Origin of the sequence: Ruegeria arenilitoris, assembly GCF_013035425.1 — a bacterium.
Classification (GTDB): domain Bacteria; phylum Pseudomonadota; class Alphaproteobacteria; order Rhodobacterales; family Rhodobacteraceae; genus Ruegeria; species Ruegeria arenilitoris_A.
In genome coordinates this window covers 924,128-950,494 of sequence record NZ_WQHX01000001.1, presented here as the reverse complement: position 1 = coordinate 950,494, position 26,367 = coordinate 924,128, and the positions used below count along the sequence as shown (strand labels likewise).

Sequence of the window (26,367 nt, the reverse complement as noted above, 5' to 3'; positions counted from 1 at the left end):
GAAGGTGGATGCACTAAACTGCCCGAAGACGCTGAACCTTAGGTTGCCAGGTGCCTTGCAGCTTCATATAAGCGGCCCGATTGTCAGACAGGAGCCAGCCCATGAGTTTCGCCCATCGTCACCTACTTGGCATCGAACATCTGTCGCAATCCGATATTACCGCTATTCTAGATCTGGCCGAAAAATACGTGGACCTGAACCGTCGCTCAGCCAAGCACTCTGATGTACTTTCAGGTCTTACCCAGATCAACATGTTCTTTGAAAACTCAACCCGAACCCAAGCCAGTTTTGAACTGGCTGGTAAGCGGTTGGGCGCAGACGTCATGAATATGGCGATGCAGGCAAGTTCGATCAAAAAAGGCGAAACGCTGATCGACACGGCGATGACCTTAAACGCAATGCACCCAGATTTGCTGGTTGTAAGGCATCCCCATTCCGGCGCGGTCGACTTGCTGGCGCAAAAGGTAAATTGCGCAGTTCTGAACGCAGGTGATGGTCGGCACGAACACCCTACTCAGGCGTTGCTTGACGCATTGACCATTCGCCGCGCCAAAGGTCGGTTGCACAGGTTGAACATCGCTATCTGCGGTGATGTCGCCCACAGCCGCGTGGCACGGTCAAACCTGATTTTACTTGGCAAAATGGAGAACCGCATCAGGCTGATTGGCCCTCCTACTTTAGTGCCCGCACAATTCGCCGAATTCGGTGCGGAAATCTACGACGACATGAGCGAAGGCCTACGGGAAGTTGATGTTGTGATGATGTTGCGCCTGCAACGAGAGAGGATGGATGGTGGGTTTATCCCTTCGGAACGGGAATACTATCACCGCTATGGTCTTGATGCTGCCAAGCTGGCACTGGCCAAACCCAAAGCCATAGTTATGCACCCAGGGCCGATGAACCGAGGTGTCGAGATTGACGGAACACTGGCAGACGACATCAATAGGTCTGTTATCCAGGAACAAGTCGAAATGGGCGTCGCAGTTCGTATGGCCGCGATGGAACTTCTGGCCCGCAACCTTACCGAGGCCGCATGAACGATCTGAACATAGCACCTTACGAACGCGGCGTACTGCGCCTGTTTCACTTGGACATGCGTCCCGAAGAAGCGAAGTTTCTACGCGAACCAGGCGCGGTCGACCAGGTTCTTGGCGTCACAGGGCTTGACGCAGAACAGATCGACATATTCCCGGTCTCAGATCTCGAGGATTTGGGCCTATATGGCTATTTGCTCGACGGTTGCGGTATTTCAGACGACCAACTGAACCGAGAAAAGCTGGGTGCCATTGAAGGTTGGGTTTTGGTCGTGCGGAGCGCCGCCTTTCGCGGTCGTGAGGCAACGCTGACGCTCGATCCCAGGGTTCGTTTGGTTGGCCTGTTTACTGAGGCGGTCACAAACTGGTCCGGCGGGAAAATCGAAACTGAGAGCGCCTTGCCATTCTCTGGGCATCAGATTTTGGAACAAGACACTAATCCGCGCAGAATTGGGTCAGCCATTTTAGCTGTGGCATTTGTAACTGTCATAGGAGGCTTACTTTGGATGATCCTGTAACTTTCGCACCGAGCAAGGCGGCCTATATTCGTACCAACGCGTGGCTTGCGGCCGGGGCCATGGCTGGCGCAATGATTGTGTTGTGGGTGATTGGTAATCCCTACGTCTGGACAGGCGCTCCCGCGGGCCTTGCCGCAGTCACTGTTCGCGCCTGGTATCTGGCCTCGGAGGAATTGGCCACCAGTTGGCAGATGACGGATACTGCACTTACAGGTCCTGGCCCCCGCAAAGTCCCGCTAATCCAGATTGCAGCGGTCAACAAGATGGGCAGCTTTGTTCAGATCGTTACCAATGGTGGTGAAAAACACCTGATCAAGTACCAATCTGACCCCGCAGCAACGAAAGCCGCGATCGAAAGGGCAATGGCATGAGCACCATAACCTTCACAAATGCCCGCTTGATTGATCCGGAAAGCAGTGAGGACTTTATCGGATGGCTGCAAATCGCTGAAGGTCACATCGCCGCGAGGGGAGAGGGTACTCCACCTGTTTCCGACGAACAAACAATTGACTGTGGCGGTCAGTGCCTCGGGCCTGGTATCGTCGATATTGGCGTCAAAGTGTGCGAACCGGGCGAGCGACACAAGGAAAGCTATAAGTCCGCTGGGCTCGCAGCAGCTGCAGGCGGTGTGACTACCATAGTCACGCGCCCTGACACTTCTCCAGCTATCGATACACCCGAAAGTCTGGAATTTGTCACTCGCCGTGCGCAGGCAGATACTCCTGTCAACGTGCTTCCCATGGCCGCCTTAACCAAGGGTCGGGAAGGGCGCGAGATGACCGAAATCGGATTTCTGCAAGATGCTGGCGCCGTCGCGTTCACGGATTGCGATCATGTCGTCGTCAACACCAAGGTCTTCTCGCGTGCGCTGACCTACGCGAAAACCTGCGGAGCATTAGTGATTGCTCACCCACAAGAACCCGGTCTGAGCGGCGGTGCAGCAGCGACCAGCGGAAAGTTTGCCGCGCTGCGCGGTCTGCCGGCCGTGTCCCCAATGGCCGAGCGAATGGGGCTGGACCGAGACATCACTTTGTTGGAAATGACCGGGGCCGCGTATCATGCCGATCAGATCACCACAGCGCGCGCCCTGCCCGCTCTGGAACGAGCAAAGCGAAACGGGTTGGACATAACGGCAGGAACGTCAATTCATCATCTAACGTTGAATGAGATTGACGTGGCCGACTACCGTACGTTCTTTAAGGTAAAGCCACCACTGCGTTCGGAGGATGACCGTTTAGCAGTTATAGAAGCCGTTCGGACTGGTTTAATAGACACTATCAGTTCAATGCACACGCCTCAGGACGAAGAAAGCAAACGTCTTCCATTTGAAGAGGCCGCGTCGGGCGCGGTCGCGCTTGAAACTCTATTGCCCGCAGCGTTGAGGCTGTATCACGCGGAGCAATTGGACCTGCCATCTTTGTTCAGGGCCATGGCCCTGAATCCTGCCAAACGACTGGGGCTTAATAGTGGTCGATTGGCAATAGGTGCTCCGGCCGATCTGGTGTTATTTGATCCCGACGTTCCTTTTGTTCTGGACCGCTTCACTCTCAAATCAAAATCTCAGAATACTCCATTTGACGGGCAAAGATTGCAGGGTAAGGTCACCGCAACTTACGTCGCTGGCGAAGAAGTCTACCGGAGAACCTGATGCCGATCTTTGATAGTACAACAACTCAGCTCATTCTTTGGGCTGCGCTGGGGTATCTTATGGGTTCTATACCGTTTGGTATGATCATTGCCCGTGCGATGGGTCTAGGGAACTTGCGCAATATCGGTTCAGGAAACATCGGTGCAACCAACGTATTACGAACCGGAAACAAGGCCGCAGCCGCGTTAACGCTTCTTATGGACGCGGCGAAGGGTGCGGCGGCGGTTCTTTTGGCTCGTTCCTTGGCTGGAGAGGATGCGGCGCAAGCTGCCGCACTTGCGGTTTTTCTGGGTCATTGTTTTCCGGCCTGGCTTGGGTTCAAGGGCGGAAAAGGCGTGGCAACCTTTCTAGGGCTATGGCTGGCACTAGACTGGCGCGTCGGGGTTTGTTGCTGCCTGACTTGGCTTGTCGCAGCAGCAATATGGAGAATTTCGTCTTTGGGCGCACTTGTTGCGGCGGCTTTGTCGACCACGTGGGTAGTGATACTGACAGACGGCTCCACCTTCATACTGGGCGTTATTCTGACCCTGTTAGTATATTGGCGGCACAGTGCCAATCTGGCTCGTATTCGCGCTGGAACCGAGCCTAAAATCGGAAAGTCCTGACTGCGCTGGGTCTGTAAAAATCTGGGCTTTCTCTGCATTTTTGAACAGCTGCCCTTAGTACCTGCACAATCACGATTGATTGCTTTGAACGTGAACTCGGCGTTTCCCAACTCGGATGGCGTGACCTTCAATTACAGGAGGCACGGACAACTTAATCTGGGTCGTCAAAGCAAAATTTGGATGCTTGAAAACGATCCGTGCTCGAAGGATGAAAACATGAACAGGATCAAATCCATCATTAGCGGCGTTGCACTTTCAGTCGCCATCGCAAGCTCGGCATTGGCGGCCGGCGTAGAACTTAACACAAGTACGACTGGGCTGGCACTTCAGGGCTATGACCCCGTCGCATACTTCACCGAAGGTCAACCCACCAAGGGTGATTGGCAGATAACCACATTGCACAACGACGCAACCTATCGCTTTGCCAACGAAGACAACAAGACTGCGTTTGAGGCAAATCCGGAGGCGTACCTACCGGCCTACGGAGGCTATTGCGCGTTCGGAGCCGCGATGGGTTTCAAGTTTGACGGCGACCCTAACTATTGGAAGATCGTGGACAACAAGCTGTATCTGAACCTGTCCGAAGGCATCCAGAAACGTTGGGAGGGTGACATTCCCGGATTTATCGAACAGGCCAGCAACAACTGGGAAACGATTGCTGACAAAACCCCGGCGGAGTTACAGCAGTAATAAAGCGCTGAGAGTGCGAAACTATTGGCGGCAGGAATCCTGCCGCCAAATTTGTTTGTGCTTCAACTACAAATGGTGCCGATAGTTTCTGTCGCTGAAGGTAGACGCGTATCGGTCATACTAAATCGAATATAAGTAAATCTATGGTTCTAAAATTGTACTGCCGGTGGTTTGCCGCGCTTCAAGTGCGCGATGCGCGTTGGCGACATCCTCTAATGGGAATTGCTGATCAACGTGTATCTTGACTTCCTTGCCCTCAACCTTGCCAAACAACCTCCTCGCCATGGCCTGACAGACACTGGGGTCCGAGATATGCGTAAATAAAGTCGGTCGTGTCAGCCGAAGCGATCCTTTTTGCGCCAAAACCCCTATGTCCAAGGGCGGCACTGGCCCAGAAGCATTGCCGAAGGAAATCATCATACCCAGCGGCTTGAGGCAATCCAAAGATCGCTCAAACGTGTCCGCACCCACGGAATCCATCACAACATCGACGCCTTTTCCGTCGGTGATTTCCGCAACACGCGCAACAAAGTCCTCGGTACGGTAGTTTATGCAATGGGCCGCACCATTGAATTGCGCGAGGCTGCATTTCTCATCCGTACCAGCGGTGCCTACCAGCGTGATCCCTTCAGACTTGGCCCATTGGCAGGCGATCAGGCCCACTCCGCCCGCCGCAGCATGAAACAGAACCGTATCCCCGCGCTTCAACGGAGTGGTCCGATGGAACAAATATTCCACGGTCATCCCTTTTAGCATCATCGCAGCTGCGGTTCGGAAAGAGATGCTTTCAGGCAATGGACAGACTTGCGCTGCTGGCATCACTCGAGCCTGTGCATATGCACCCGGAGGGGCACTGGCATAAGCCGCCCTTTGTCCCTGACTCAAATGAGTGACACCCTCACCCACGGCTTCGATAACACCGGCGGCCTCCATCCCCAAAGCATGAGGCAATGCCAACGGATAAAGACCGCTGCGCTGGTATACGTCTATGAAGTTCAGTCCGCAGGCCTGATGCCGGATGCGAACCTCTCCCGGACCCGGATCGCCAACATGGCGTTCTTCGATCCGCAGAACTTCGGGACCGCCGGTTTCGTGAATAACTACGGTCTTTGCCGTCAGCTGCATGGTGACCTCCCTCTGTTATAGAGCAAAGCTATCACGCCCGAACGATAGGGCAATCCATTCAATCCGCAGGCTCGGAAAGACATAAACGCCATAATGTGGTATAATTCAATTAGGCGTTGAAGGATCATTCGGTCCGGACACCCAAAAAACCGGATGCATCCTTACGCGCCAAAGCGCTGTGGAGGGGATGATCATGGGCAAAACAATCGGAAATCCAATCAGTTGGGCCGCTAGAAATCTTGGTGCGACCAGTTCACATATTGCGGAAAGCCTTTCCAGGGTAGGCAGTTCGGACACTCAACAACTTCCTATGGTTAAAAGGCTTACTATTCAGGATGTGCGCGACTGTCTTCGCGCTGGTTATCGGGACTTCCTCGAAACCCGCGCCGACGCAATCTTTGTCGTGCTAATTTACCCAATTGCAGGTTTGTTGATGTTCGGTTTCGGACTAAACATGAACATGATCCCGCTTCTGGCACCGCTGATCGCTGGATTTGCACTGATAGGGCCAGTGGCCGCCGTTGGGCTGTATGAAATTAGCCGGAAAAGAGAGTCGGGAGGCGAAGTTCATTGGCTAGACGCCTTTGGAGTATTTCGCTCGCCCTCGTTTGGCGCAATTCTGGCATTGGGGTTTTACCTGATAGTTCTTTTTTTGATCTGGCTAATGGTGGCACAAAGTCTCTATTCACAAACACTTGGGCCCGATTCGCCCGTTTCTTTCAGTGCCTTTGTGACTGAGGTTTTCACCACAAGCACTGGCTGGGTTATGATTATACTGGGAACTGCGATCGGGTTTGTTTTCGCGCTTGTGGCACTTGCTATTAGTGTTGTCAGCTTCCCCTTGCTGCTGGACAAGAAAGTCGGGCTACCGATCGCAGTGGTGACCTCAGTTCGGGTCCTGCGAGAAAATCCGGGCGTAATACTTACGTGGGGTTTCATAGTCGCGGCCTTGCTGCTGCTTGGTGCTATTCCGCTGCTGCTTGGCCTGATCATCGTTATGCCGGTACTAGGCCATGCCACCTGGCATCTGTACCGGCGTGCCATAGCGTGACCATTGGTTCGGGACTTTAGTCTGCAACCTTAAGAACGATCTTTCCGATGTGGCCCGAACTTTCCATTCGCGTGTGCGCCGACGCGGCGTCCGTCAGATCAAACTCGCTATCCATAACTGGAGCGACTTTCCCGGCCTCGAGCAACGGCCAAACAGCCTCAAGCAAATCTTGCGCAATAAGCGCCTTGGCCAGATTACTTTGCGGTCGTAACGTACTCCCGGTTAAAGTCAGACGCTTGACCATCATAAGCGCAAAGTTGACCTCAACTGTTGGTCCTTGAAGGAAAGCGATCTGGACCAGACGGCCATCTTCGGCCAAGGCTTTGAGGTTTCGGGGAATGTAATCCCCGCCAACCATGTCGAGGATCAAATTCGCGCCGCCTTCAGTGCGCATGACGGCAACAAAGTCTTCATCTTTGTAATTTATCGCTTTTTCGGCTCCGAGGCTGACACAGGCGGCACATTTTTCGTCTGATCCTGCTGTGGCAAAAACCCGGGCGCCGAACGCGTGTGCCAGTTGGATTGCCGTTGTTCCAATCCCGCTGGAGCCGCCATGAACCAGAAACCTTTCACCGGCCTTCAACCCTCCTCGAGTGAACACATTAGACCATACAGTAAAGAAGGTCTCAGGCAGGCAAGCAGCTTCTTTTAGGCCCATTCCAGACGGCACAGGCAGACAATGCGCAGCCGGTGTCGCAACGTACTCTGCGTATCCGCCACCGGGTAACAACGCGCAGACTTGATCGCCAACCGCCAAACCTTCAATACCTTCACCAACAGCAACAATTTCGCCGGATGCCTCAAGGCCCGGCAAGTCGCTTGCACCCGGCGGCGGATCATAGGCCCCTGCCCGTTGCAGGGCATCAGGGCGATTAACGCCGGCGTAGGCGACCTTGATGACAACCTGACCGTGTCCAGGTTTCGGAACCGGACGTTCGGTCAGTTGCAAAACATCCGGGCCACCAGGTGTCGTTATTTCAACGGCGCGCATCATCTGTGTCATCTGCCAATCTCCTTTGCCGATTGCCTAACAGGCATCAGGCTAAAGGCCCAGTCGCAAGTTCAGATTACTTTCGGGGGTTAAGCAAACCGGGAAGGTCAGCCCGCATCCGAACCGGTGCCTTAATTTGTCCAGCCAGCCAGTTGGGGACAGACAGTAAGGGTTTCAAGAGCGGGTTCCCGTTAACTTGCGCCTTGAGCTTTTCAAACTGCATTACACCCTCTATGCGGCGATCAAGAAATTCCCACGTTTTTTGATTATCTGGACTGTCATCCCCCAACCAATACAACAGGGTCGAGGAATAAACACCGGACAAAGTCGCGCGTTTGGTATACCAGTTCACATCGTCTGAGATGTCACCAAGCGCATCCCAAATCTGATCGCATGTGCCCCAAATCGCCTTCGCTCCGTCCGCTGCATACATCGGCAGAGCAAACAGAGTGACCCCCCGGCGAACCGCCTCTTTATCGTGTACGGCTTGCAAACGAAACCTAACTGCTGCTGCAATTTTTTCGCGGAACTTCAGCCCACTTAAATCTTCGGACTTTATCCGCTCCAACATTTCTGCATCACCGCGCGCGTGGAACGCCAATGCCAACTCCACTGCGCCGCGAGGACAAATGATACGAGCCATGCCTTCATCCAGACCGCAATCGGCGACTGCGGCGCGAAAGCTCACCTCGGACCAGCCGTCAAATGGCACATGGTCCAGAATAGCATCCAACAGCTTTTGCTTCGTGTCTTCGTAAGTCACTGTCATTGCGTTTCTCCGATTCTGGCCTAGTACTAGACAAGATAGGTGCGCTTTGCTATACGGCCACCTCCTGCAAATCCTTGCAACTCTATCTAGAAAGGTGGTGACAACCACATGCAGGTTAGTGTTCGCGACAACAATGTCGATCAGGCGCTTCGTGCCCTGAAGAAAAAGCTGCAGCGCGAAGGCGTGTTCCGTGAAATGAAGCTTAAGCAACATTTCGAGAAGCCGTCGGAAAAGAAAGCGCGCGAGAAAGCTGAAGCGATCCGCCGTGCCCGCAAACTGGCACGTAAGAAAGCCCAGCGCGAAGGTCTGCTCTGAGATCTGCGTCTCGTCCAGCTTTGGATGACACTATTTGACGACCCCCGAGGCGGCGCCCGGGGGTTTGTCGTTTTTGGATCAGACGTTATTCGCCGATAGGCCGTGGGTTGCTTGCGGTAATTTGCCGACCGCGCGCTGGACCGTTTGGACCGGCATATTGCAGCCAACCGAATCATCCAAGCCAGCACCACCTTGCCAATACCTGATCTGATTGCGCCGGACGCTTTTCTACCAACCAAAATCCCTCTGTAACTGGTCGCGTCCGAAAGGACGTGAACAAACGGAGGCATAAATGTCGACAGCAAGTACAATCGAGTGGGAAATGCTGGCGCTGATTAACCAAGAGCGCGAATCCCGCGGATTGGATCCACTGCTAATGGAAACCCAACTGAATGATTCATCAGAGGATCACAGCGCCTGGATGCTGGATACGGACAGATTTAGCCACACAGGTGAAGACGGATCATCCGCAACCCAGCGGATGCGGGCAGCTGGATTCGATTTTGAAGGCAGTTGGCGGTCAGGCGAGAATATCGCGTGGCAATCCGAACGCGGCGCGCCTGGTATCAGCGATGATGTTGCACAACTGCATGAGAATTTGATGAGCAGCCCGGGTCACCGTGCCAACATACTCAACCCTGATTTCAGGTATATTGGCATCGGCATCGAGACCGGTGATATGCGGGGCTATGACGCGGTCATGGTTACTCAGAACTTCGCCACGACCAGCGCTCCGGTTCTGCTGGATCAAGGCCTGGCTTTTGTAGAACCTATCCCGACCCAACCTGCAGAAGAATCTCTGCAACCTGTCGAGGAAGAAACCGTCGAACCGATCGAAGACGATTATCAAACCGCCGAAGAAGTTACTGCGGAACCAGTGGAAGAAATTGACCCGCCCACTCAAGAAACCGTTGTGACACCGGTTGAAGACAACGACGAAACCGTTGAAGAAATCGTCGCAGAGCCTGACGGAAGCGAATACGAAAAAATCGAAGAGGAAATCGCCGAGCCGGTTGAAAGCGGCGAAAAACCTGTCGAGGAAAATGTTGCGGAACCGTTAGAAAGCAGGGATGAAACAGTCTCGGAAGACATCGTTGAACCGGTCGAAAGCAAAGACGAGCCATACGAAAAAGCAGTCGTGGAATCTGATGTAACTGACATCAAAGAATTTGACGTGCAGGCCTTTTTGGTTGAGGTCGAAGAAATGGTGAACACCTTGAAGGCTCGCTTCGATCAGTTCGATTGGAATAAATCAAAGTGGGCTCAACCTGAGTCCAAGCCAAATGATTTCGACTTTGCATTCAGCCTTGGCTCTGACGAAGAAGAGACATTCGCCGAAGAAGAAGGCGCAATCGATGAATCAAGTCAGGATTTCGACTGCACTGCAGCATATGAAGTAAACTGGGCCTTTGATTTCGGGTGATCGAAATTTGGATACGGGGCTCCGTGTCCCGTATCCAATATCTGCCTGATTCAATAAATCTTGGGCACATGCAACTCGTCTGGCAAAATACGGCGCTCGTATTCGGGGTTATAACGACGATCAGGAAGCGTTACCTTTTCCTGCGGAACATCATCATAAGGTATTTTGGTCAAAAGGTGCTCGATACAATTCAGGCGCTCACGTTTCTTGTCGTTTCCTTCCACGATATACCAAGGCGCTTCGGGAATGTTGGTGCGGAAGAACATATCTTCCTTGGCCTTCGTATACGCCTCCCAACGAATTCTAGACTCCAAATCCATAGGCGACAGCTTCCATTGCTTCATAGGATCATGAATCCGCATCAAAAACCGCAACTGCTGTTCCTCATCCGTGATTGAAAACCAGTATTTTAACAAAATAATTCCTGAACGAACCAGCATACGTTCAAATTCAGGAACGTCTTGAAAAAACTGTTCGACCTGACTTTCGCTTGCAAATCCCATAACCCGCTCGACACCCGCTCGGTTATACCATGAACGATCGAACAGAACGATTTCGCCAGCTGCGGGTAAGTGCGGGACATAGCGCTGAAAATACCATTGGCTTTGTTCGCGGCGGCTTGGTGCGGGCAAGGCGACCACTCGGGCGACTCGCGGATTCAGACGTTGAGTAATCCGCTTGATCACACCGCCCTTGCCGGCACTGTCGCGACCCTCAAACAGGATGCACACCTTGGCACCTGTATGCTGAACCCAATCCTGAACTCTGATCAATTCAGCCTGCAGACGCAGAAGATTGCGGAAATACAGCTTTCGGTCCAGCATATCTGGATGCTGTTCGCGATAGATTTTTCGGATCTCCATTGAAAGCATCGGCTCATTGAATTCGATCTCGAAATCTTCGTCGAGCGTGTCTTCCAGTTCAGCTTCCAACCAGTCCTGCGCAGCGTCATTAATGTCGTGTGCCAAGGTCTGCTCCTTATAATTCTTCGGGTCCGGACCGTATCGGCGCTGTGTAAACTACATATGTCGTCAAGGTTGCGATTTCGCCAAAAAGTCGCAGCCCTTTGGCAATGCAACCTAAAGCGCCAGAGTTTAAATGTGGCCCGTTCGGCAATAGGATACAAGCGCGAGAATTGACGCAACCAGAACCTCCGGGACGTCGCTAATCCAAACAGCTGAATTTGTGTGCACCTATCAATTTGGGAGATGAATCCGAAGACTTTTGGCGCTTTAAAGGTCACACCGGAAGTGCGGTCGTTTTGAATACAGTTCGCAACGCAAAAGAACTCTGCATTTGGGCCACGCCGGGTAGGCGAGACAGGTATTGGCGGTGAATACGTGCGAAATCTTCTGTATTTTCCGCAACAACCTTCAGAATGTAATCCGCTGTGCCAGCCATCAAATGGCATTCCAATACGTCCGGGATCCGGGCTACGGCCTTTTCAAAGGCGTTCAGGACTTCTTCGGCTTGTCCCTGCAACGTGATTTCAACGAAAACCGTTGTCGGGACATTCATTTTGCGGGCGTCCAGCAGGGCGACGTAGTCCTTTATATAGCCTTCGGCCTCCAGACGTTGCACTCTGCGGTGGCAGGCCGAAGGCGAAAGGTTTGCCTGATCCGACAACTCGGAATTGGACATCCGCCCTTTGCGCTGCAGCGCAGTTAGAATCTTACGATCGGTTGCATCCAAACTCATTTGCGCACGTCTATTGCATGACTTGGCCTTATTGTCGAATAAATTCCCGCGTTGTTTGATTTTCACAAGCAGAGTTTCACAAAAATTGCGCTCAATTTTGCACATAATTTAGGCAGTTTATGTATGGAGAACCTCAATGAAGATCGGTTGCCCCAAAGAAATCAAGCCTCAGGAGTTCCGTGTAGGAATGACCCCAAACGCAGCTGGCGAAGCCGTGGCACACGGGCATGAGGTCATCATCGAAACCAATGCTGGAACGGGTTCCGGCTTTGAAAACGAAGCATATGTCGCGGCCGGCGCTCGAATAGTCGACACCGCGGAAGAGGTGTTCGCAACGGCCGACATGATCGTGAAGGTCAAGGAACCACAGGCGGTCGAACGCAAAATGCTACGCGAAGGTCAATTGCTGTTTACGTACTTGCATTTGGCGCCTGACCCCGATCAGACCCACGATTTGTTGGAATCGGGCTGTACCGCGATTGCTTATGAAACCGTCACTGACGCTAACGGAGGGTTGCCGCTGCTGGCGCCAATGTCCGAAGTTGCAGGCCGCCTTGCGCCACAGGTCGGATCGTGGACACTGCAAAAGGCCAATGGCGGTCGCGGTGTGCTGATGGGCGGCGTGCCTGGTGTGGGTCCGGCCAAGATCGTCGTCATTGGGGGCGGAGTTGTAGGCACTCACGCCGCTAAAATCGCTGCAGGCATGGGCGCAGACGTCACCGTGCTGGATCGATCCCTGCCGCGCCTGCGTTATCTGGACGACGTATTCGGCGGAACGTTCAAGAACCAGTATTCAACCGCGGGCGCAACTGCCGAACTGATTCAGGATGCCGACATGGTAATTGGCGCGGTGCTTATCCCGGGGGCGGCTGCTCCCAAGTTAGTGACCCGCGCACAGCTGTCGACAATGAAACCCGGCGCGGTTTTGGTTGATGTAGCAATAGACCAAGGCGGTTGCTTTGAAACCTCAAAGGCAACCACGCATGCGGACCCGATCTATGAAGTGGACGGGATTATGCATTATTGCGTCGCCAATATGCCCGGCGCGGTCGCGAGAACGTCAACCATTGCTCTTGGAAACGCCACTATGCCATTTCTTTTGGCCCTGGCAGACAAGGGTTGGAAAAAGGCATGTCAAGACGATCCGCACCTGTTGGCAGGTTTGAACATCCACGCGGGCCAACTGACCTATTACGCTGTTGGCAAGGCTCTTGGGATCGACGTCGTCTCTCCGTCGGTTGTCATTAAATCCTAGCTAAATTCGCCGTTTATGACACGGTTTGGAAAAGTCTTCTGTCTAATCAAAAAAAGGTGCCGCGCGAATCGCGCGGCACTTTTCGTTTTGAAGTACTGCCATTTCACACTTCTGGACACAGGGTCCTTGGCTTTCAGCCCTGCCTTTGGATCTCCACCGAATGCGGGTATGGGATCGAAACTCCCTTTGCGTCAAAGGCTTCTTTGATGGTTTTTGTCAGTTCGAATTTGACGTCCCAATAATCATCTGCCGCGCACCAAAGACGCGCCGTCAGGTCGACCGAACTGTCACCCAGATTCGTCACCCTTACCCAAGGCTCCGGATCGCCCAGAATGCGCTCATCGGCTTTTGCTACGTCCAAAATAATCTGCATTGCATCATCTGCGCTGTCACCATAATCGATGCCAAACACCAGATCGACGCGTCGAGTATCGTGAGCTGAATAGTTTGTAATAACCGACCCCCATGCCTGACCATTCGGCACGATGATTTGAACATTGTCCGGGGTAACAAGCTCTGTCGTGAAAAGGTTCAGGTCTTTGACCGTCCCAGCAGTTCCACCAATATCAACGTATTGCCCCAGTTTGTATGGCCGGAAAACAACCAACATCACGCCCGCGGCAAGATCGCTGAGTGTCCCTTGAAGGGCAAGACCGATCGCCAACGATGCAGCACCCAGAATAGCGACAATGCTGGTAGCCTGAATGCCAAAGATCCCTAATACTGCAACGAACACAATCGCCAAAAGCACCCATTTGACCAGGCTGGCAACGAAATTTCCAAGTGTCGGGTCGATATGTGGTGTCGCGTTTATCCGACGGCGGACCACACCGCTTATCGCTCCGGCCAAAATCCAGCCGAGCACCAATACAATCAGGGCTTTGATCGCGTTCATAATCAATGGACCGAACGCGCCCACCTGTGTTGCAACTTCTTCCACGCGCATCTCCTTTTCGACAGCATACCCGGGCATCTAGCGCGGGGATCATAAGTGAGTTTGTTCCAAAGTTCTTGTTGGGTCTAGGGGCCGGATTGCATGGTTTTCCCCCCAAGTGTTCCCCTGCAAACATCTGCTGACCTTTTACGCACAGTTCCGGAACTGACAAGGTGACGTGGTTTTGTCAAAGTGCCCATGAGTTGCACGAGAAAGGAACCTCCGATGCTGGATGTAAGCTCATTCCTGATCATGTCAAAATGGCCCCCGCAATGGCCTGAAAGGATTCAGCTATATTCGTTCCCAACGCCAAACGGCATAAAGGTGTCAATTATGTTGGAAGAGACCGGGCTTGCCTATGAACCGCATCTGGTCACTCTTGCTGATGCGGATGTCAAAAGCCCCGAATTCCTATCGCTCAACCCCAACAACAAAATTCCGGCAATCGTTGATCCAGACGGACCCGATGGTCAGCCAATTGGGCTATTCGAAAGTGGAGCGATACTACTTTATCTCGCAGAAAAAAGCGGCACACTCCTTGGGCGGTCACCGTCTGAACGACATCGCATCACCCAGTGGCTGATGTTCCAAATGGGTGGTATTGGCCCGATGCTGGGTCAACTTGGGTATTTTCATAAATTTGCCGGCAGTGAAATCGAAGATCCTCGTCCGCGCGCGCGTTATCGTGACGAAGCCAAACGTTTGCTGAACGTTTTGAATACACAGCTTGACGGCCAGGATTGGATCGCCGGGGACTATTCAATAGCAAACATTGCCATTGCATCATGGTTAACCGCGCTGGATTTTTATGGCACCAAAGACGTCGTGGGGTGGGATGAGTTTACCAACCTTCCGATCTATCTTGACCGTTTCCTTGCCAGGCCCGCGGTTCAGAAAGGCAGGTCGATACCGGCACGCGACTAGTTTGTAAATCAGCGCGAACGGCTCAAAATATCCGTTCGCGATCTTTGCATTTGGCTAATCAGACAATTTTCCGGTTAAAACATATCGCAGAATCTCAACTACCTGTCCTGGTTCTTCCGCAACAGCCAAAGCAGCGGCATCCACCTCTTTCAGCGCATGCTGATGATCGGGACCGTGCAACACGATGATCGATTTGCCCAAAGCCGAGGCATAACCCGCGTCAAATGCCGCGTTCCACTGTTTGTATTTGTCGCCAAAACGAACAACAACGACATCAGAGTCCGAGATCCCTTTTCGGGTACGAATTGCGTTGAGCATGGCACCTTTGTGGTCGTGCCAGTATTTGTTTGGCTCGCCTCCCAAAATGGCTACGCCGCAATCATCGCTTGCACCATGATCAGTCACTGGGCTGCTAAAAGTTACCTCTAAGCCACGTGCGCCATCGATAATCTGTTCGCGCCAATCGGTGTGTATTTCTCCGGAAAGGTAAACCTTCAGCATTTCTTTCTCCTTTTCAGGTAACCAAAGTAGATAAATGGCTCTCGCCTTACCAAAGTGATCAAACCATGGGCGAAGCGACTCTAGCCGCGCAGAACGCCGCCTGTTGCCTTAGCGACTTTTTCGACAATTTTCGCGCTGACCGCTTCGATATCCTGATCTTTCAAGGTCGCTTCTGAAGGTTGAAGACGCACTGTAATGGCCAGAGATTTCTTGCCGTCGCCTACATTGCCGCCGATGAACTCATCAAAGACGCGCACATTATCAATCAGAACCTTGTCAGCACCCGCCGCTGCATTGACAAGTGTCAATGCCTCAACCTGCGCGTCGACCACGAACGCAAAATCACGTTCGACCGCCTGCAGGTCCCGCAGTTCCAAAGCCGACCGCGTTGCACCGGACTTACGCGGCATAGGAACTTCTTGCGGCCATACGACAAATGCCACCGCTGGTCCTTTGACGTCCATCGCCTGCAAAACGCGTGGGTGCAACTCACCAAACACACCCAGCACTTTTTTGGGTCCTAAACAGATTTTTCCGTGCCGCCCCGGATGCCACCAAGAATTTGCTCCACGCATGATCTGAACTTTTTCTGGCGCTCCTATAGCCGCAAGAACTTCTTCGGCGTCAGCCTTGGCGTCAAACACGTCCACCGAGCGAGACGCTCTGTGCACATCTTTAGGACCACTATTTCCAACCAGAAGACCGGCGATTTGCGTCGTTTGATCGCCAGGCTCGCCATCGTGAAAAACCGGGCCCACCTCGAACAAAGCCAAGTCGGAATAACCGCGAGCCTGGTTTCGGGCGGCAGCCTGAAGCAACCCGGGCAACAGATCCGGGCGCATGTGGCTCATTTCCGACGAGATCGGGTTTTCCAGCATGGTGGTATCATCGCCGCCGCCAAACAGCGCGGCCGAAGCCTGATCAATGAAAGTGTAGGAAACACACTCATTGTAACCTAGCGCCGCACACGTGCGCCGCGCCATAGACTGGCGCCGTTGAGACGGGGTCATAACCGGCTTGGGTATCCCGCTATTGGCACGCGACAATGGCTTGCCTTGAAGTTTGGTCAGCGATGCGATCCGGGCGACCTCTTCCACCAAATCGGCTTCACCCATGACATCCGGGCGCCAGCTTGGAACTTTGGCCATTTCACCGTCCAACTGAAATCCAAGGCGGGTCAAGGTTTGACGCTGTTCGCTTTCCGGGATGTCCATGCCTACCAGAGATTGCACACGCGCAGCATCCAGCCGGTAAGAACGTGCGTGATCCGGCGCCTTGCCTGCCTCGACCACGTTCGAAGCCTCTCCTCCGCAGATATCAAGGATCATCTGAGTGGCATGTTCCAGCCCTTCCAGGGTGTATTCCGGGTCGACGCCACGTTCAAACCTATAACGCGCGTCCGAGTTGATCTTAAGCGCTCGCCCGGTCAGGGCAATCTGTACGTGATCCCAAAAAGCACTTTCCAGAAATACATTCACTGTATCTGCGGTACAGCCGGTTTCCTCTCCTCCCATGACACCCGCTATTGATTCCGGCCCATTGTCGTCGGAAATCAGCATCATTCCAGGCTGAATAGTGTATTCTTTTTCATCCAGCGCAACCAACTTCTCGCCGCCTTTGGCGCGATGCACGCGCAGATTTCCTTGAACTTTGTCTGCATCAAAAACATGCAAAGGGCGGTTATGATCAAACGTCATGTAGTTGGTGATATCCACCAAAGCCGAGATCGGACGCAACCCGATCGCCTTCAACTGGTCTTGCAGCCATTGTGGACTGGGACCATTTTTGACACCTTTGATCAAACGCCCGGTGAAATGAGGGCATCCGTCCAACGTGTCGTCATCAATCGTCACCTTGATTGGGCTTTCAAAATCTCCGGGTACAGGCGCAAAATCCCGTTCTTTGAGCTTACCGATGCCACGAGCAGCCAGATCGCGTGCTATCCCAGCAACGCCCAATGCATCCGGGCGGTTAGGTGTGATAGCGATTTCAATCATTGGATCAACTTTGGCCGGGTCATTCTCGGCCAGCCAGTCGACGAACTTGTCTCCGACCTCGCCCGTGGGCAGTTCTATGATACCGTCATGTTCGTCTGACAGCTCCAGCTCCCGCTCGGATGCCATCATACCAAAGCTTTCGACGCCGCGGATCTTGCCCACATTGATCGTCAAGTCCAGACCGGGGATGTACATGCCTGGCTTGCAGACAACTACGGTAATTCCCTCGCGTGCGTTCGGTGCGCCGCAGATGATTTGCAGGTCGCCTTCGTCAGTTTCAACCGTGCAAACGCGCAGCTTGTCTGCGTCTGGGTGCTTTTCAGCATGCTTGACGCGACCCAGCGTAAATCCTTTAAGGCGGTCCGCCGGGTTCACGATCTCTTCGACCTCGAGGCCGAGATCGGTTAGCGTTTCGGCAATCTCGTCTACTGACGCGTCGGTTTCGAGGTGATCTTTCAGCCAAGACAGAGTGAATTTCATTGCGCGGAGCCTTTTTTGGCAAACATCCAGTCGGCCAAGGCAATGGCAAAGATTGGGCCAAGGTGCAAGCGTTGCGCGTTACGGATAGGTGGGGTTGCGGCCCAAAAGTTCGTCTAACTGACGACCGATCCAGCCGTGAGGGATAAAATGCCCGCCCGGATGCGTGTCCAGCACCACCTGCCCCTGTGCGCAATCGCTCCATTCTATCCGGCTGAGCGTCAGGAATGGCTCGACGCTCCAGTCGCCCCTCGGCGTCGCTGTCCGGCAATCAAAAGCATCGCGCCAAAGCGCAACCGGATAGGTCTTGTCGCCATTCGGACCTATTGGAAAATCCATGACTGTGTCGCTTAGCCCGTGCACGTGGCGCACTTCGCGCGGGGCCTGAGGGCAGTCTTCGGTCTGCTGGATCGAACCGGCAACGGCCAGCAATGCTGCAGTGCCATCACCCGACTGGCAGGCATAGCGCCACGCCATAGCACCGCCGTAGGAATAGCCGGACACATAGATGTGCTTAGGATCCACTGGATAGCGTTTGGCGACATCCTCCAAAACCCGGTTCGCAAAGGCCACATCGTCGGTTTCAGAGGTCCAGAAATCCCAAGTTTTGCGCTGACCGTTCGGTGCCACCAACAACACGCCCCTCAGCTTGGTCGCGCCAGCGATCCGCGAGTGATTTACCACCACATCGCCCTGCCGTGCCCAACCGTGAAAATGCAGCAACACTGGCAAAGGCGTTTCGCCGTCCCAGCCATCCGGTTCAAGTACATGGTACGAGCGGTCACCAAGGTCGCAGGCCACATCGCCGTGGCAGGTTTCGATAGCAGTCGCTTGGACCGCGATCAGTAGGTATAGGCAGAGTAGTCGATAGATCATAAGTCCGGAGCCTAACCACCAAACACCCGGTGTCATGTCAATTTGTTGTTAAAATGCTCGAAATACGGCGTTTCAAAAAATCTACAACATCAATCAGTAGACTCGAGTTAGTCTTCTACACTATCATGGAATTCGTCGGTGACAGGCAATTGGTGCAAATCTGACCTCATAACACTCACCATAGCCTTCCTAGCAGCTTTACAATTTTTAAGTGCCTCAGCCCTATCAGTTTTCCACTTCTGTGGATCATCTTTTCTCAAGGCATCGTTCAGCTTTACTTCCTTGAACATCCTCATCGATTTGACAAAACCATTTACGCGAGTGTTCACAGCCTCGGAAGCGTAAAGGCGTACCACACCTTGTTGGTGAATTACACTGGTCCAAGCTAACTTCAATTCTTCACTGTTACTTTCAAGGTAATTCACCTTTCGACATACCAAACCGAAATAGGCTCCAAGTACCGCAATAGTCTCAGCATAAACGGATCTAGTTTCGGCCTGAATTTGAAGGTCTTTATCTTTTTGCTTCTGAATTGGATAAATTTTCAGGGCAATATAGAGCGCAGTAGAAGCAGCTATCATTGCAGCAAGAACGGTAAGGGCACCTTGCAATACTTTAGGATCGGAAAGAACGAGCCAATTGAAATCACGGCGCACATTCTCGCACGCCGAAATTACTTCAGCCTCGCTCACCGCGACAAACCACCATGCAGGTTCGGCATATCCAGCGCGGCAAACCCATAGTGGCGCAGCCAGCGCAGGTCTGAATCAAAGAACGCCCGCAGATCAGGGATGCCGTATTTCAGCATCGCCAGACGGTCGATGCCAATCCCGAAGGCAAAGCCCTGATAGACCTCGGGGTCAATCCCACCAGCGGCAATCACCTTGGGGTGGACCATGCCCGACCCCAGAATCTCCATCCAGTCGTCGCCCTCGCCGATCTTTAGCTGACCGTTATCCCAGGAACAGCGGATGTCGACCTCGGCCGAGGGTTCGGTGAATGGGAAGTGTGAGGCGCGGAAGCGCAGTTCGACGTCGTCGACCTCAAAGAACGCTTTAACGAACTCTTCCAGCACCCACTTCAGGTTCGCCATCGAGATGTCTTTGTCCAAGGCCAACCCCTCGACCTGATGGAACATCGGCGTGTGGGTCTGGTCATAATCGGCGCGGTAAACGCCGCCCGGGCAGATCACGCGGATCGGTGCGCCCTGCAGCTCCATCGAGCGGATTTGAACCGGCGAGGTATGTGTGCGCAGCACATGCGGCGGGCGGTTATCCCCTTTGGCCCGATGCATATAGAACGTATCCATCTCGGCCCGAGCGGGGTGGTGGCCGGGGATATTCAAAGCGTCAAAATTATGCCAATCGGTTTCGATCCGCGGCCCTTCGGCCACCGAAAACCCCAACTCGGCGAAAATTGCGGTCAATTCTTCGGTGGCCTGACTAACAGGGTGGATTGAACCCTGACGGCGCGGACGCGATGGCAAGGTGACATCCAGCCATTCCGTACGCAGCCGCTCATCCAGAGCGGCATCCGCAAGTGCCGCCTTCTTAGCGGTAAGAGCCGAGTTGATCTCATCCTTGAGGGCGTTTAGTGCGGGTCCTGCAATCTGGCGCTCCTCGGGGGTCATTTTACCCAATTCGCGCATCTTCAGCGCAACTTCACCCTTTTTCCCGACGGCGGCGACGCGGATCGCCTCGAGCTTGTTTTCGTCGCCCGCTTCGGCGATCTGCCCCAGATATTTTGCCTTGAGATCGTCCATGACGCTTTCCGAAACTTGCCCTGAATTCTGTTCAAGTCCTGCTATCACAGCAGTCCGCGAAAGCAAGAGGGCGTGGATCAGATCACCCGCAGCATTGCCGCCTGTGCACCGCACTGTACCGGGCGGACAGTCTGGCCATAACCTGCCGGATGATTCTGCAATTCAGGGAACAACAAAAAAAGCTCGCGCGCTGCGTCTTGATCAAGACTGGATAACGCCTGTGCGCCCGGAAAGAAACTTTCCGAAATCAAACCTGATGTTGATACCAACTGATGCCGATCGAAAAACAAATGGACATAATGCACGATATCGCAGGGCGCTGATGTGACAGTCACTCCGTCAACCAATGACTTAGCGGGAACCAGAACCTCATCTTCGCCGAACAGCAATTGAGCTTGCCAACCCGTCACAAGAAGCCGGTGCTGAGGTGAAACGTAAACTTCAGCGTCGGCACTCAGCGCCCCTGCGTGGATACAGATGGGTGCAAGTCTGCCGTGCCCCTTAACCGTACGTCCCCCGGCCCAAAGGATCGGACAGGGACCATCATCGATCGTTAATACAGCGTCACCCGGTCTAAGCGTCTCCGCCCGCCGCGGGCCCTCCGGAGTATCAACCAGCGTTCCGGCCACAAAACAGGGTGCACCACTGTCGCCAGGTGAAAGATCTCCATAAACCAGCGAATCCGGGTTTGGCTGGTTGAACTGCAACGTAGTCGTTGTTTGGTTCGGCCCCACCAAAACCGGCAGATTGACCGAAGTTTCACCTGCCGCAAGTCCGTTTTGCGCCACGATATTCTGCGTGCCGCCACCAATATCGTAAAAATCGATAACCTCGCCCGTCGAGGTATTTGTTAGCGCGTAAGCTTCGTAATTGTTGGGGCCACCACCATTGGGGTCCGTCAGAAGGATAGGGAAATCATCTGCCGATATAACGAAAACCTGTTCGTTGTTGTCCGGGTCGATCAAGACTTGGACCGACGGGTCAGTCAATGGGATTTCGATACCGACCTGACCGTTGGCCTGGTAGAACGACACGGTAAAATCCGCCGGATCCTCACCCGAACGAAGTGAGACTTCCAAAAACTCGGAAACGCCTGTCTGAGCGGCATAAGCGTTCGAGTAATGTAGTTCGCTGATACGGGCCATTTCGTTTTCACAGTCAGAAAATGTGGCCCAACACTACGCGAAAACGCCCTGCTGATGGCAAGGGTGTATTTAAACGATTAGCAAATGCTTTCCCAACTGCAACACAACCCTATACAGCACTGCGGCGTCAGTAGCTGAATTCGGGATAAATTCTGGTCAGATCGCTTTGCCATTCACCGTAATACTTGTCCAGCAATTCGTCAGCAGGCACTTTCCCGGATTCGATACTGTCGTTGAGTGCGTTCAGAAAATGTGTCTCATCCTGAACGAGACTTCCGGCGCCCGGCCGGGCGCGGGCAGCCAATCCGGAACTCGCGATCGCAACCACCTCGCGCGCCAAATCATGCATATTAATTTTGCCCACCTGCGCCTGCAAACCGTTCTTTGCGGCTTCGACTCTCAGAGTTTCGCGTGTCTCGGCATCCCAATCCTTTACCAGATCCCATGCGGCATCCAGCGCGCCCTGATCATACGTCAGGCCCACCCAGAACGCCGGCAAAGCGCACAGACGCCGCCAGGGACCACCATCAGCTCCGCGCATTTCCATGAATTTCTTGATCCGTGCTTCGGGGAATGCCGTCGTCAGGTGGTCAGCCCAATCACTCAGTGTTGGTGTCTCACCGGGCAGAGCCGGCAGTTTACCCTGAAGAAAGTCGCGAAAAGACATGCCGAGCGCATCAATGTACTTTCCATTGCGGTAAACAAAATACATTGGCACATCGAGCGCGTACTGAACGTATCGTTCGAACCCAAAACCTTCTTCAAACACGAAAGGCAACATCCCGGTTCGCGCATCATCCAAATGCCGCCAAATGTAGCTGCGCCAGCTTTTCTGCCCATTGGGCTTGCCTTCGAAAAATGGTGAGTTCGCAAATAACGCCGTAGCGACGGGTTGCAACGCCAGCGCAACGCGAAGCTTTTGCACCATGTCCGCTTCGGATCCAAAATCGATATTGACCTGAACTGTGCAAGTCCGCCGCATCATGGCCCGGCCCATCGTTCCGACCTTTTCCATGTAGTCGTTCATTAGCCGATAACGCCCTTTAGGCATCAATGGCATGTCTTCATGTGTCCATATCGGAGCCGCACCAAGACCTATGAATCCAACGCCAATTTTATCCGCAATGTCTTTCACATCGCGCAGATGCGCGTTCACCTCGTCACAGGTTTCGTGGATCGTTTCAAGCGGCGCGCCTGATAGTTCCAGTTGACCGCCCGGCTCAAGCGAAACATTCGCCCCGTCTTTTTCCAGGCCAATCAGTTTGCCGCCTTCTTCAACAGGCGCCCAACCGTGCAAATCACGCAGGCCTTGCAAAACCGCCAGAATTGAGCGTTCACCTTCATAAGGCAGAGGTTTCAACGTGTCCTTGCAGTAGCCAAATTTTTCATGCTCAGTGCCAATACGCCAATCCACTTTGGGTTTACAGCCGGCTTCCAGATATTCGGCCAGTTGCTCATGGCGTTCGATCGGTCCGCCGCCGGACTGAGGGATGGACATGAACCGTGCTCCGATCTTGCTGTGTCAGTCGTGTTGGCCAGTGGTTATCCTAAACCGCGGCAGTGTCAATGCAGCCGAACATGCAAGGGGCGCGATGGGCGTCGTTCCCAAATGACGACCGGGTGTTCAGAACCGCCGTTTAGTTCCGACAGCATATGCTCGGTTTTTAGTCCCGGCAGACTGGAAAACACGTCAAACAACGCTTCGGCCCCTTCCGCATTCACTGGAATGTGAAGCGTGGGTTGGCCGGGCTGATCCAGAACCCAAAGTGCCGGATTGGAAGTAGGGTCCAATGCCAAACGTTCGATTTCCTGCGTGGCGACGATACCACCGTCGAGGGGACCGAAATATGTTATCTGGCCCTCGTCAATGGTCACCACACCCGGCCCGCCGGCTCCTGTGCGAAAACGGACGCGTTGAACTCCGATAACGGCAAGAGCTATGGAAATGGCGATCAGGACCCAGCCCAACCAACCCAACAACCCACCGGGACCGCTAATCCAGCTTAAGCCTATTAAAAAAACAAAGAGCGCCGTTAACACTTCGCGCCAGCGCCAAAGGGCCCACTTGGCTTCGGGTCTGATGAAACTCACTGCTCAACTCCGGTATAAGGTGCCTTGATGGCTTCAAATCTCATTGGCGTCAGATCGTATACCAAATGCCGTTCAACAAGACCCGCTTCGCGTGATATTTTGGCCTGCCAGATCGCTCCTTTTTCGGCCCATTGAATTTTGTTTTCAAAAAAGTCCGCCCACTCCCACCCATTCAAATCAGCAATATTCTCTTCACCAGGAGCGATCAAAGCATAACTGCTTGAGATCATTGCCCTGTTCTTGCGGCCCAGTGAAAAACTCTGGCGCAAGGCAAATCCAGAGGAAAGCTCGAGCTGCAGAACCGTCTCGTATCGCGCACCTTCAATACGGTTCCAGCCTCGCCGTTCCAATCGGGATGCAGCCAGATCCCCCATGTGAAATCCATCGGTAGACTGCGGATAAGCATCAATCGGGGCCGGGACAAGTCCATCGGGCAGATGATCTTCCGCAGCTGCCCCATTACGCCACAGCGCACCCTCATCCGTGAATGCACCACCGCCGAACCAACTGTCCGCCTGCGGCCAGAACGCGATGGCCGCCAACCATGGTGTTCTGGATACTGCGGTCCAACACCTGGAACCATGGCAAGCAAAATAAACAAGATGCTTGCCATCGGGGGACAGGTCGCACCGATATTCATGGATACGCCCGTCGATCCATTGACCCAATTCTACCTTGTTCCTGCGCCGATCCCAAGACAACGCCGCAACCTGAGCTGAAGGTCCTCGGCGCAGTATAACCGCGTTGTCAGACTGCGTAGCCGTCAAAACATGAAGCCTGGGTGGGGGCGTCAAGTCCAATCCCCCAATACCTGTTGCCACATGGTCAATGCAGCGACTGCCGCGGTATCCGCACGCAAGACACGCGGCCCAAGGCTAACTACGTGGGCAAAGGGTAACGCCGCCAGCCGCGCGCGTTCACGTTCAGAAAACCCCCCCTCCGGGCCGATCAGAATGGCCCAAGGACGACCTTTCTCTGTAGCAGTCAGATGTAAGGCCGCACCTGCTTCGGCCTCATCACAGAACATCAATTGGCGATTTTCGGGCCAAGAGTCCAAAACCGAATCAAGACGTTTCAGGTCAACGACCTCTGGCACAAAAGTCCCACCACATTGTTCCGCAGCCTCGATTGCATGGGATTGCAAACGATCTTGGCGAATGCGCTCGGAATTGGTGAATTGCGTCTGCACCGGCATGATCCGCGCCGCGCCCATTTCCGCCGCCTTTTCAACGATGAAATCGGTACGTGCCTTTTTAATTGGCGCGAACAGAAACCACAGGTCGGGCGGCAATTGAAGTTGCTTGGTCTGCTTTAAGCAGATCAGAACGCCCCCTTTTTTGCCGGCTTCGACAATCTCGGCCATCCATTCACCATCGCGACCGTTGAACAGGGCAACTGGGCCACCAAGGGACAGCCGCATCACCCCGAACAGGTAATGCGCCTGGTCACGCGTCAAAGGAACCGATTGCCCCTGACCCAAAGGGTGATCTACATACAATCTGATTTTTGCGTTCATGGGACCTTACATATGCAAGGCAATGCGCCAACACCAGACGGTCAAGTTGCCGATGCCGTCACGGGAAACTGGGTGGATACCCACGCTCCGGCCTTTGCGCGCCCTTACTTGCGTTTGTCTCGGGCTGATCGACCTATTGGCACCTGGCTGCTGCTGATCCCCTGCTGGTGGGGATTAGCATTGGCAATCCTCAGCCGTGGAGACGCGCGTTGGAGCGACCTTTGGATTGCGGCAGGTTGCGCTATTGGAGCGTTCTTGATGCGAGGGGCCGGTTGCACTTGGAACGACATAACGGACCGTGACATCGACGCCCGGGTCGAGCGGACACTGTCACGACCGATCCCTTCGGGCCAGGTCAGTGTGCGGCAGGCGATAATTTGGATGGTACTTCAATGTTTGTTTGCACTGGCAATTCTGTTGACTTTCAACCGCGCAGCCATCGCAATGGGTGTACTGTCCTTGCTGCCCGTGACCATCTATCCGTTTGCCAAACGATTCACTTGGTGGCCGCAGGTGTTTCTTGGATTAGCTTTCAACTGGGGCGTTCTGCTGACCTGGGCCGCCCATACAGGGACTATAGGTTGGCCTGCAATCACCCTTTACTTGTCAGGAATCGCGTGGACCCTGTTTTATGATACGATCTACGCTCATCAGGACGCTGAAGACGATGAATTGATTGGTGTGAAATCCACCGCTCGCCTGTTTGGCGTCGATACAGCCAGATGGCTCAAGTATTTTCTGGTTCTTACAGTAAGTCTGATGGCAATTGCCATTATCGACGCTGCATTGCCGCAGGCCTCGTTACTTGCTTTGGCGGTCGCGCTGGCAGGGCCGTGGGCAATGGGGTGGCATATGGCGTGGCAACTGCGCGGTCTGGACACTGAAGACAACGCGAAATTATTGCAATTATTTCGCGCCAACCGGGACACCGGCCTTATTCCGCTTATCTTCCTTTGCGTCGCACTATTGCTCTGATTGAACCTCCGGCCCGGGGTCTGTATGAGTCCGATGCCAGACGACCG

The 26,367-nt window shown here is 53.7% G+C and carries 28 protein-coding genes; 12 read left to right on the top strand and 16 right to left on the bottom strand.

Annotated elements, in window-relative coordinates; genetic code table 11:
- Window positions 1-101 precede the first annotated feature (101 nt).
- The 6 genes from GOV45_RS04610 to GOV45_RS04585 all read left to right on the top strand — a co-directional run bounded on the left by GOV45_RS04610 (window position 102) and on the right by GOV45_RS04585 (window position 4,495).
- Complete coding sequence (locus GOV45_RS04610; RefSeq protein WP_170474795.1) at window positions 102-1,037, top strand: aspartate carbamoyltransferase catalytic subunit; 936 nt, start codon at window positions 102-104, stop codon at window positions 1,035-1,037.
- Window positions 1,034-1,552 carry a hypothetical protein gene (locus GOV45_RS04605; protein ID WP_170474793.1) on the top strand — a complete coding sequence of 173 codons (519 nt, stop codon included), beginning with the start codon at window positions 1,034-1,036 and terminating at the stop codon, window positions 1,550-1,552. Before GOV45_RS04610 ends, GOV45_RS04605 begins: the two co-directional genes overlap by 4 nt.
- Window positions 1,537-1,923, top strand: a complete 387-nt coding sequence (locus GOV45_RS04600; protein ID WP_170474790.1) for a hypothetical protein — start codon at window positions 1,537-1,539, stop codon at window positions 1,921-1,923. Before GOV45_RS04605 ends, GOV45_RS04600 begins: the two co-directional genes overlap by 16 nt.
- Window positions 1,920-3,200: a dihydroorotase gene (pyrC, locus tag GOV45_RS04595; RefSeq protein ID WP_170474787.1), complete on the top strand. Its 1,281-nt coding sequence runs from the start codon at window positions 1,920-1,922 to the stop codon at window positions 3,198-3,200. Before GOV45_RS04600 ends, pyrC begins: the two co-directional genes overlap by 4 nt.
- A complete protein-coding gene (gene plsY / locus GOV45_RS04590) occupies window positions 3,200-3,805 on the top strand; it encodes a glycerol-3-phosphate 1-O-acyltransferase PlsY (protein ID WP_170474784.1) in 606 nt (201 codons plus the stop codon). Before pyrC ends, plsY begins: the two co-directional genes overlap by 1 nt.
- Window positions 3,806-4,021: 216 nt before the next feature.
- Window positions 4,022-4,495: a YHS domain-containing (seleno)protein gene (locus GOV45_RS04585; RefSeq protein ID WP_170474782.1), complete on the top strand. Its 474-nt coding sequence runs from the start codon at window positions 4,022-4,024 to the stop codon at window positions 4,493-4,495.
- A gap of 141 nt (window positions 4,496-4,636) precedes the next feature.
- Here the strand turns inward: GOV45_RS04585 and GOV45_RS04580 are convergent, their stop codons facing one another.
- On the bottom strand, window positions 4,637-5,620 hold the full coding sequence (locus tag GOV45_RS04580; protein ID WP_170474780.1) for a quinone oxidoreductase family protein: 984 nt from the start codon (window positions 5,618-5,620) through the stop codon (window positions 4,637-4,639).
- A 193-nt stretch (window positions 5,621-5,813) separates the two neighbouring features.
- Between GOV45_RS04580 and GOV45_RS04575 the strand changes: the two genes are divergently transcribed.
- Window positions 5,814-6,671, top strand: coding sequence for a DUF2189 domain-containing protein (locus tag GOV45_RS04575; RefSeq protein WP_170474777.1), 858 nt, complete (start codon window positions 5,814-5,816; stop codon window positions 6,669-6,671).
- Between the two features lie 16 nt (window positions 6,672-6,687).
- On the opposite strand, the gene GOV45_RS04570 is transcribed toward GOV45_RS04575, so the two are convergent.
- A complete protein-coding gene (locus tag GOV45_RS04570) occupies window positions 6,688-7,674 on the bottom strand; it encodes an NAD(P)H-quinone oxidoreductase (RefSeq protein WP_170474774.1) in 987 nt (328 codons plus the stop codon).
- A gap of 64 nt (window positions 7,675-7,738) precedes the next feature.
- Complete coding sequence (locus GOV45_RS04565) at window positions 7,739-8,431, bottom strand: COQ9 family protein (protein ID WP_170474771.1); 693 nt, start codon at window positions 8,429-8,431, stop codon at window positions 7,739-7,741.
- Between the two features lie 108 nt (window positions 8,432-8,539).
- On the opposite strand from GOV45_RS04565, the gene rpsU reads away from it, so the two are divergent.
- A complete protein-coding gene (gene rpsU, locus GOV45_RS04560; protein WP_005614280.1) occupies window positions 8,540-8,746 on the top strand; it encodes a 30S ribosomal protein S21 in 207 nt (68 codons plus the stop codon).
- Window positions 8,747-9,038: 292 nt separating this feature from the next.
- Window positions 9,039-10,169 carry a CAP domain-containing protein gene (locus tag GOV45_RS04555; protein ID WP_170474768.1) on the top strand — a complete coding sequence of 377 codons (1,131 nt, stop codon included), beginning with the start codon at window positions 9,039-9,041 and terminating at the stop codon, window positions 10,167-10,169.
- 50 nt (window positions 10,170-10,219) lie between these two features.
- Here GOV45_RS04555 and ppk2 read toward each other — a convergent pair whose 3' ends face one another.
- Together ppk2 and GOV45_RS04545 are read right to left on the bottom strand one after the other, a co-directional pair.
- Window positions 10,220-11,137: a polyphosphate kinase 2 gene (gene ppk2, locus GOV45_RS04550; RefSeq protein WP_170474765.1), complete on the bottom strand. Its 918-nt coding sequence runs from the start codon at window positions 11,135-11,137 to the stop codon at window positions 10,220-10,222.
- A 271-nt stretch (window positions 11,138-11,408) separates the two neighbouring features.
- The gene (locus GOV45_RS04545) at window positions 11,409-11,867 is read right to left on the bottom strand and encodes an Lrp/AsnC family transcriptional regulator (RefSeq protein WP_170474762.1); all 459 of its coding nucleotides are present in this window, start codon (window positions 11,865-11,867) and stop codon (window positions 11,409-11,411) included.
- 136 nt (window positions 11,868-12,003) lie between these two features.
- Here GOV45_RS04545 and ald point away from each other — a divergent pair, with 136 nt between their 5' ends.
- Window positions 12,004-13,122 (top strand): alanine dehydrogenase, encoded by a 1,119-nt coding sequence (ald, locus tag GOV45_RS04540; protein WP_170474759.1) that lies wholly within the window; start codon window positions 12,004-12,006, stop codon window positions 13,120-13,122.
- Window positions 13,123-13,255: 133 nt separating this feature from the next.
- On the opposite strand, the gene GOV45_RS04535 is transcribed toward ald, so the two are convergent.
- The gene (locus GOV45_RS04535) at window positions 13,256-14,068 is read right to left on the bottom strand and encodes a mechanosensitive ion channel family protein (protein ID WP_174823196.1); all 813 of its coding nucleotides are present in this window, start codon (window positions 14,066-14,068) and stop codon (window positions 13,256-13,258) included.
- A gap of 213 nt (window positions 14,069-14,281) precedes the next feature.
- Between GOV45_RS04535 and GOV45_RS04530 the strand changes: the two genes are divergently transcribed.
- A complete protein-coding gene (locus tag GOV45_RS04530; protein ID WP_170474756.1) occupies window positions 14,282-14,980 on the top strand; it encodes a glutathione S-transferase family protein in 699 nt (232 codons plus the stop codon).
- Window positions 14,981-15,034: 54 nt separating this feature from the next.
- Here the strand turns inward: GOV45_RS04530 and GOV45_RS04525 are convergent, their stop codons facing one another.
- The 10 genes from GOV45_RS04525 to GOV45_RS04480 all read right to left on the bottom strand — a co-directional run bounded on the left by GOV45_RS04525 (window position 15,035) and on the right by GOV45_RS04480 (window position 25,345).
- Window positions 15,035-15,481: a YtoQ family protein gene (locus tag GOV45_RS04525; RefSeq protein WP_170474753.1), complete on the bottom strand. Its 447-nt coding sequence runs from the start codon at window positions 15,479-15,481 to the stop codon at window positions 15,035-15,037.
- Between the two features lie 80 nt (window positions 15,482-15,561).
- Entirely contained in the window at window positions 15,562-17,958 is a 2,397-nt protein-coding gene (gene pheT, locus GOV45_RS04520) for a phenylalanine--tRNA ligase subunit beta (protein ID WP_170474751.1), read from the bottom strand.
- Window positions 17,959-18,036: 78 nt separating this feature from the next.
- The gene (locus tag GOV45_RS04515; RefSeq protein ID WP_170475392.1) at window positions 18,037-18,831 is read right to left on the bottom strand and encodes an alpha/beta hydrolase family esterase; all 795 of its coding nucleotides are present in this window, start codon (window positions 18,829-18,831) and stop codon (window positions 18,037-18,039) included.
- 107 nt (window positions 18,832-18,938) lie between these two features.
- Window positions 18,939-19,523, bottom strand: coding sequence for a hypothetical protein (locus GOV45_RS04510; RefSeq protein ID WP_170474748.1), 585 nt, complete (start codon window positions 19,521-19,523; stop codon window positions 18,939-18,941).
- On the bottom strand, window positions 19,520-20,593 hold the full coding sequence (gene pheS / locus GOV45_RS04505; protein WP_170474745.1) for a phenylalanine--tRNA ligase subunit alpha: 1,074 nt from the start codon (window positions 20,591-20,593) through the stop codon (window positions 19,520-19,522). The genes GOV45_RS04510 and pheS overlap by 4 nt, the downstream gene beginning before the upstream one ends.
- A gap of 77 nt (window positions 20,594-20,670) precedes the next feature.
- Window positions 20,671-21,738 carry a Hint domain-containing protein gene (locus GOV45_RS04500; RefSeq protein WP_170474742.1) on the bottom strand — a complete coding sequence of 356 codons (1,068 nt, stop codon included), beginning with the start codon at window positions 21,736-21,738 and terminating at the stop codon, window positions 20,671-20,673.
- Between the two features lie 127 nt (window positions 21,739-21,865).
- On the bottom strand, window positions 21,866-23,236 hold the full coding sequence (locus tag GOV45_RS04495) for a glutamate--cysteine ligase (protein WP_170474739.1): 1,371 nt from the start codon (window positions 23,234-23,236) through the stop codon (window positions 21,866-21,868).
- A gap of 65 nt (window positions 23,237-23,301) precedes the next feature.
- Window positions 23,302-23,829: a hypothetical protein gene (locus tag GOV45_RS04490; protein WP_170474737.1), complete on the bottom strand. Its 528-nt coding sequence runs from the start codon at window positions 23,827-23,829 to the stop codon at window positions 23,302-23,304.
- On the bottom strand, window positions 23,826-24,623 hold the full coding sequence (locus GOV45_RS04485; RefSeq protein ID WP_170474734.1) for a hypothetical protein: 798 nt from the start codon (window positions 24,621-24,623) through the stop codon (window positions 23,826-23,828). Before GOV45_RS04485 ends, GOV45_RS04490 begins: the two co-directional genes overlap by 4 nt.
- Window positions 24,620-25,345: a 16S rRNA (uracil(1498)-N(3))-methyltransferase gene (locus tag GOV45_RS04480; protein WP_170474731.1), complete on the bottom strand. Its 726-nt coding sequence runs from the start codon at window positions 25,343-25,345 to the stop codon at window positions 24,620-24,622. The genes GOV45_RS04485 and GOV45_RS04480 overlap by 4 nt, the downstream gene beginning before the upstream one ends.
- 12 nt (window positions 25,346-25,357) lie before the next feature.
- Between GOV45_RS04480 and ubiA the strand changes: the two genes are divergently transcribed.
- A complete protein-coding gene (gene ubiA / locus GOV45_RS04475) occupies window positions 25,358-26,320 on the top strand; it encodes a 4-hydroxybenzoate octaprenyltransferase (RefSeq protein WP_170474729.1) in 963 nt (320 codons plus the stop codon).
- Window positions 26,321-26,367 lie beyond the last annotated feature (47 nt).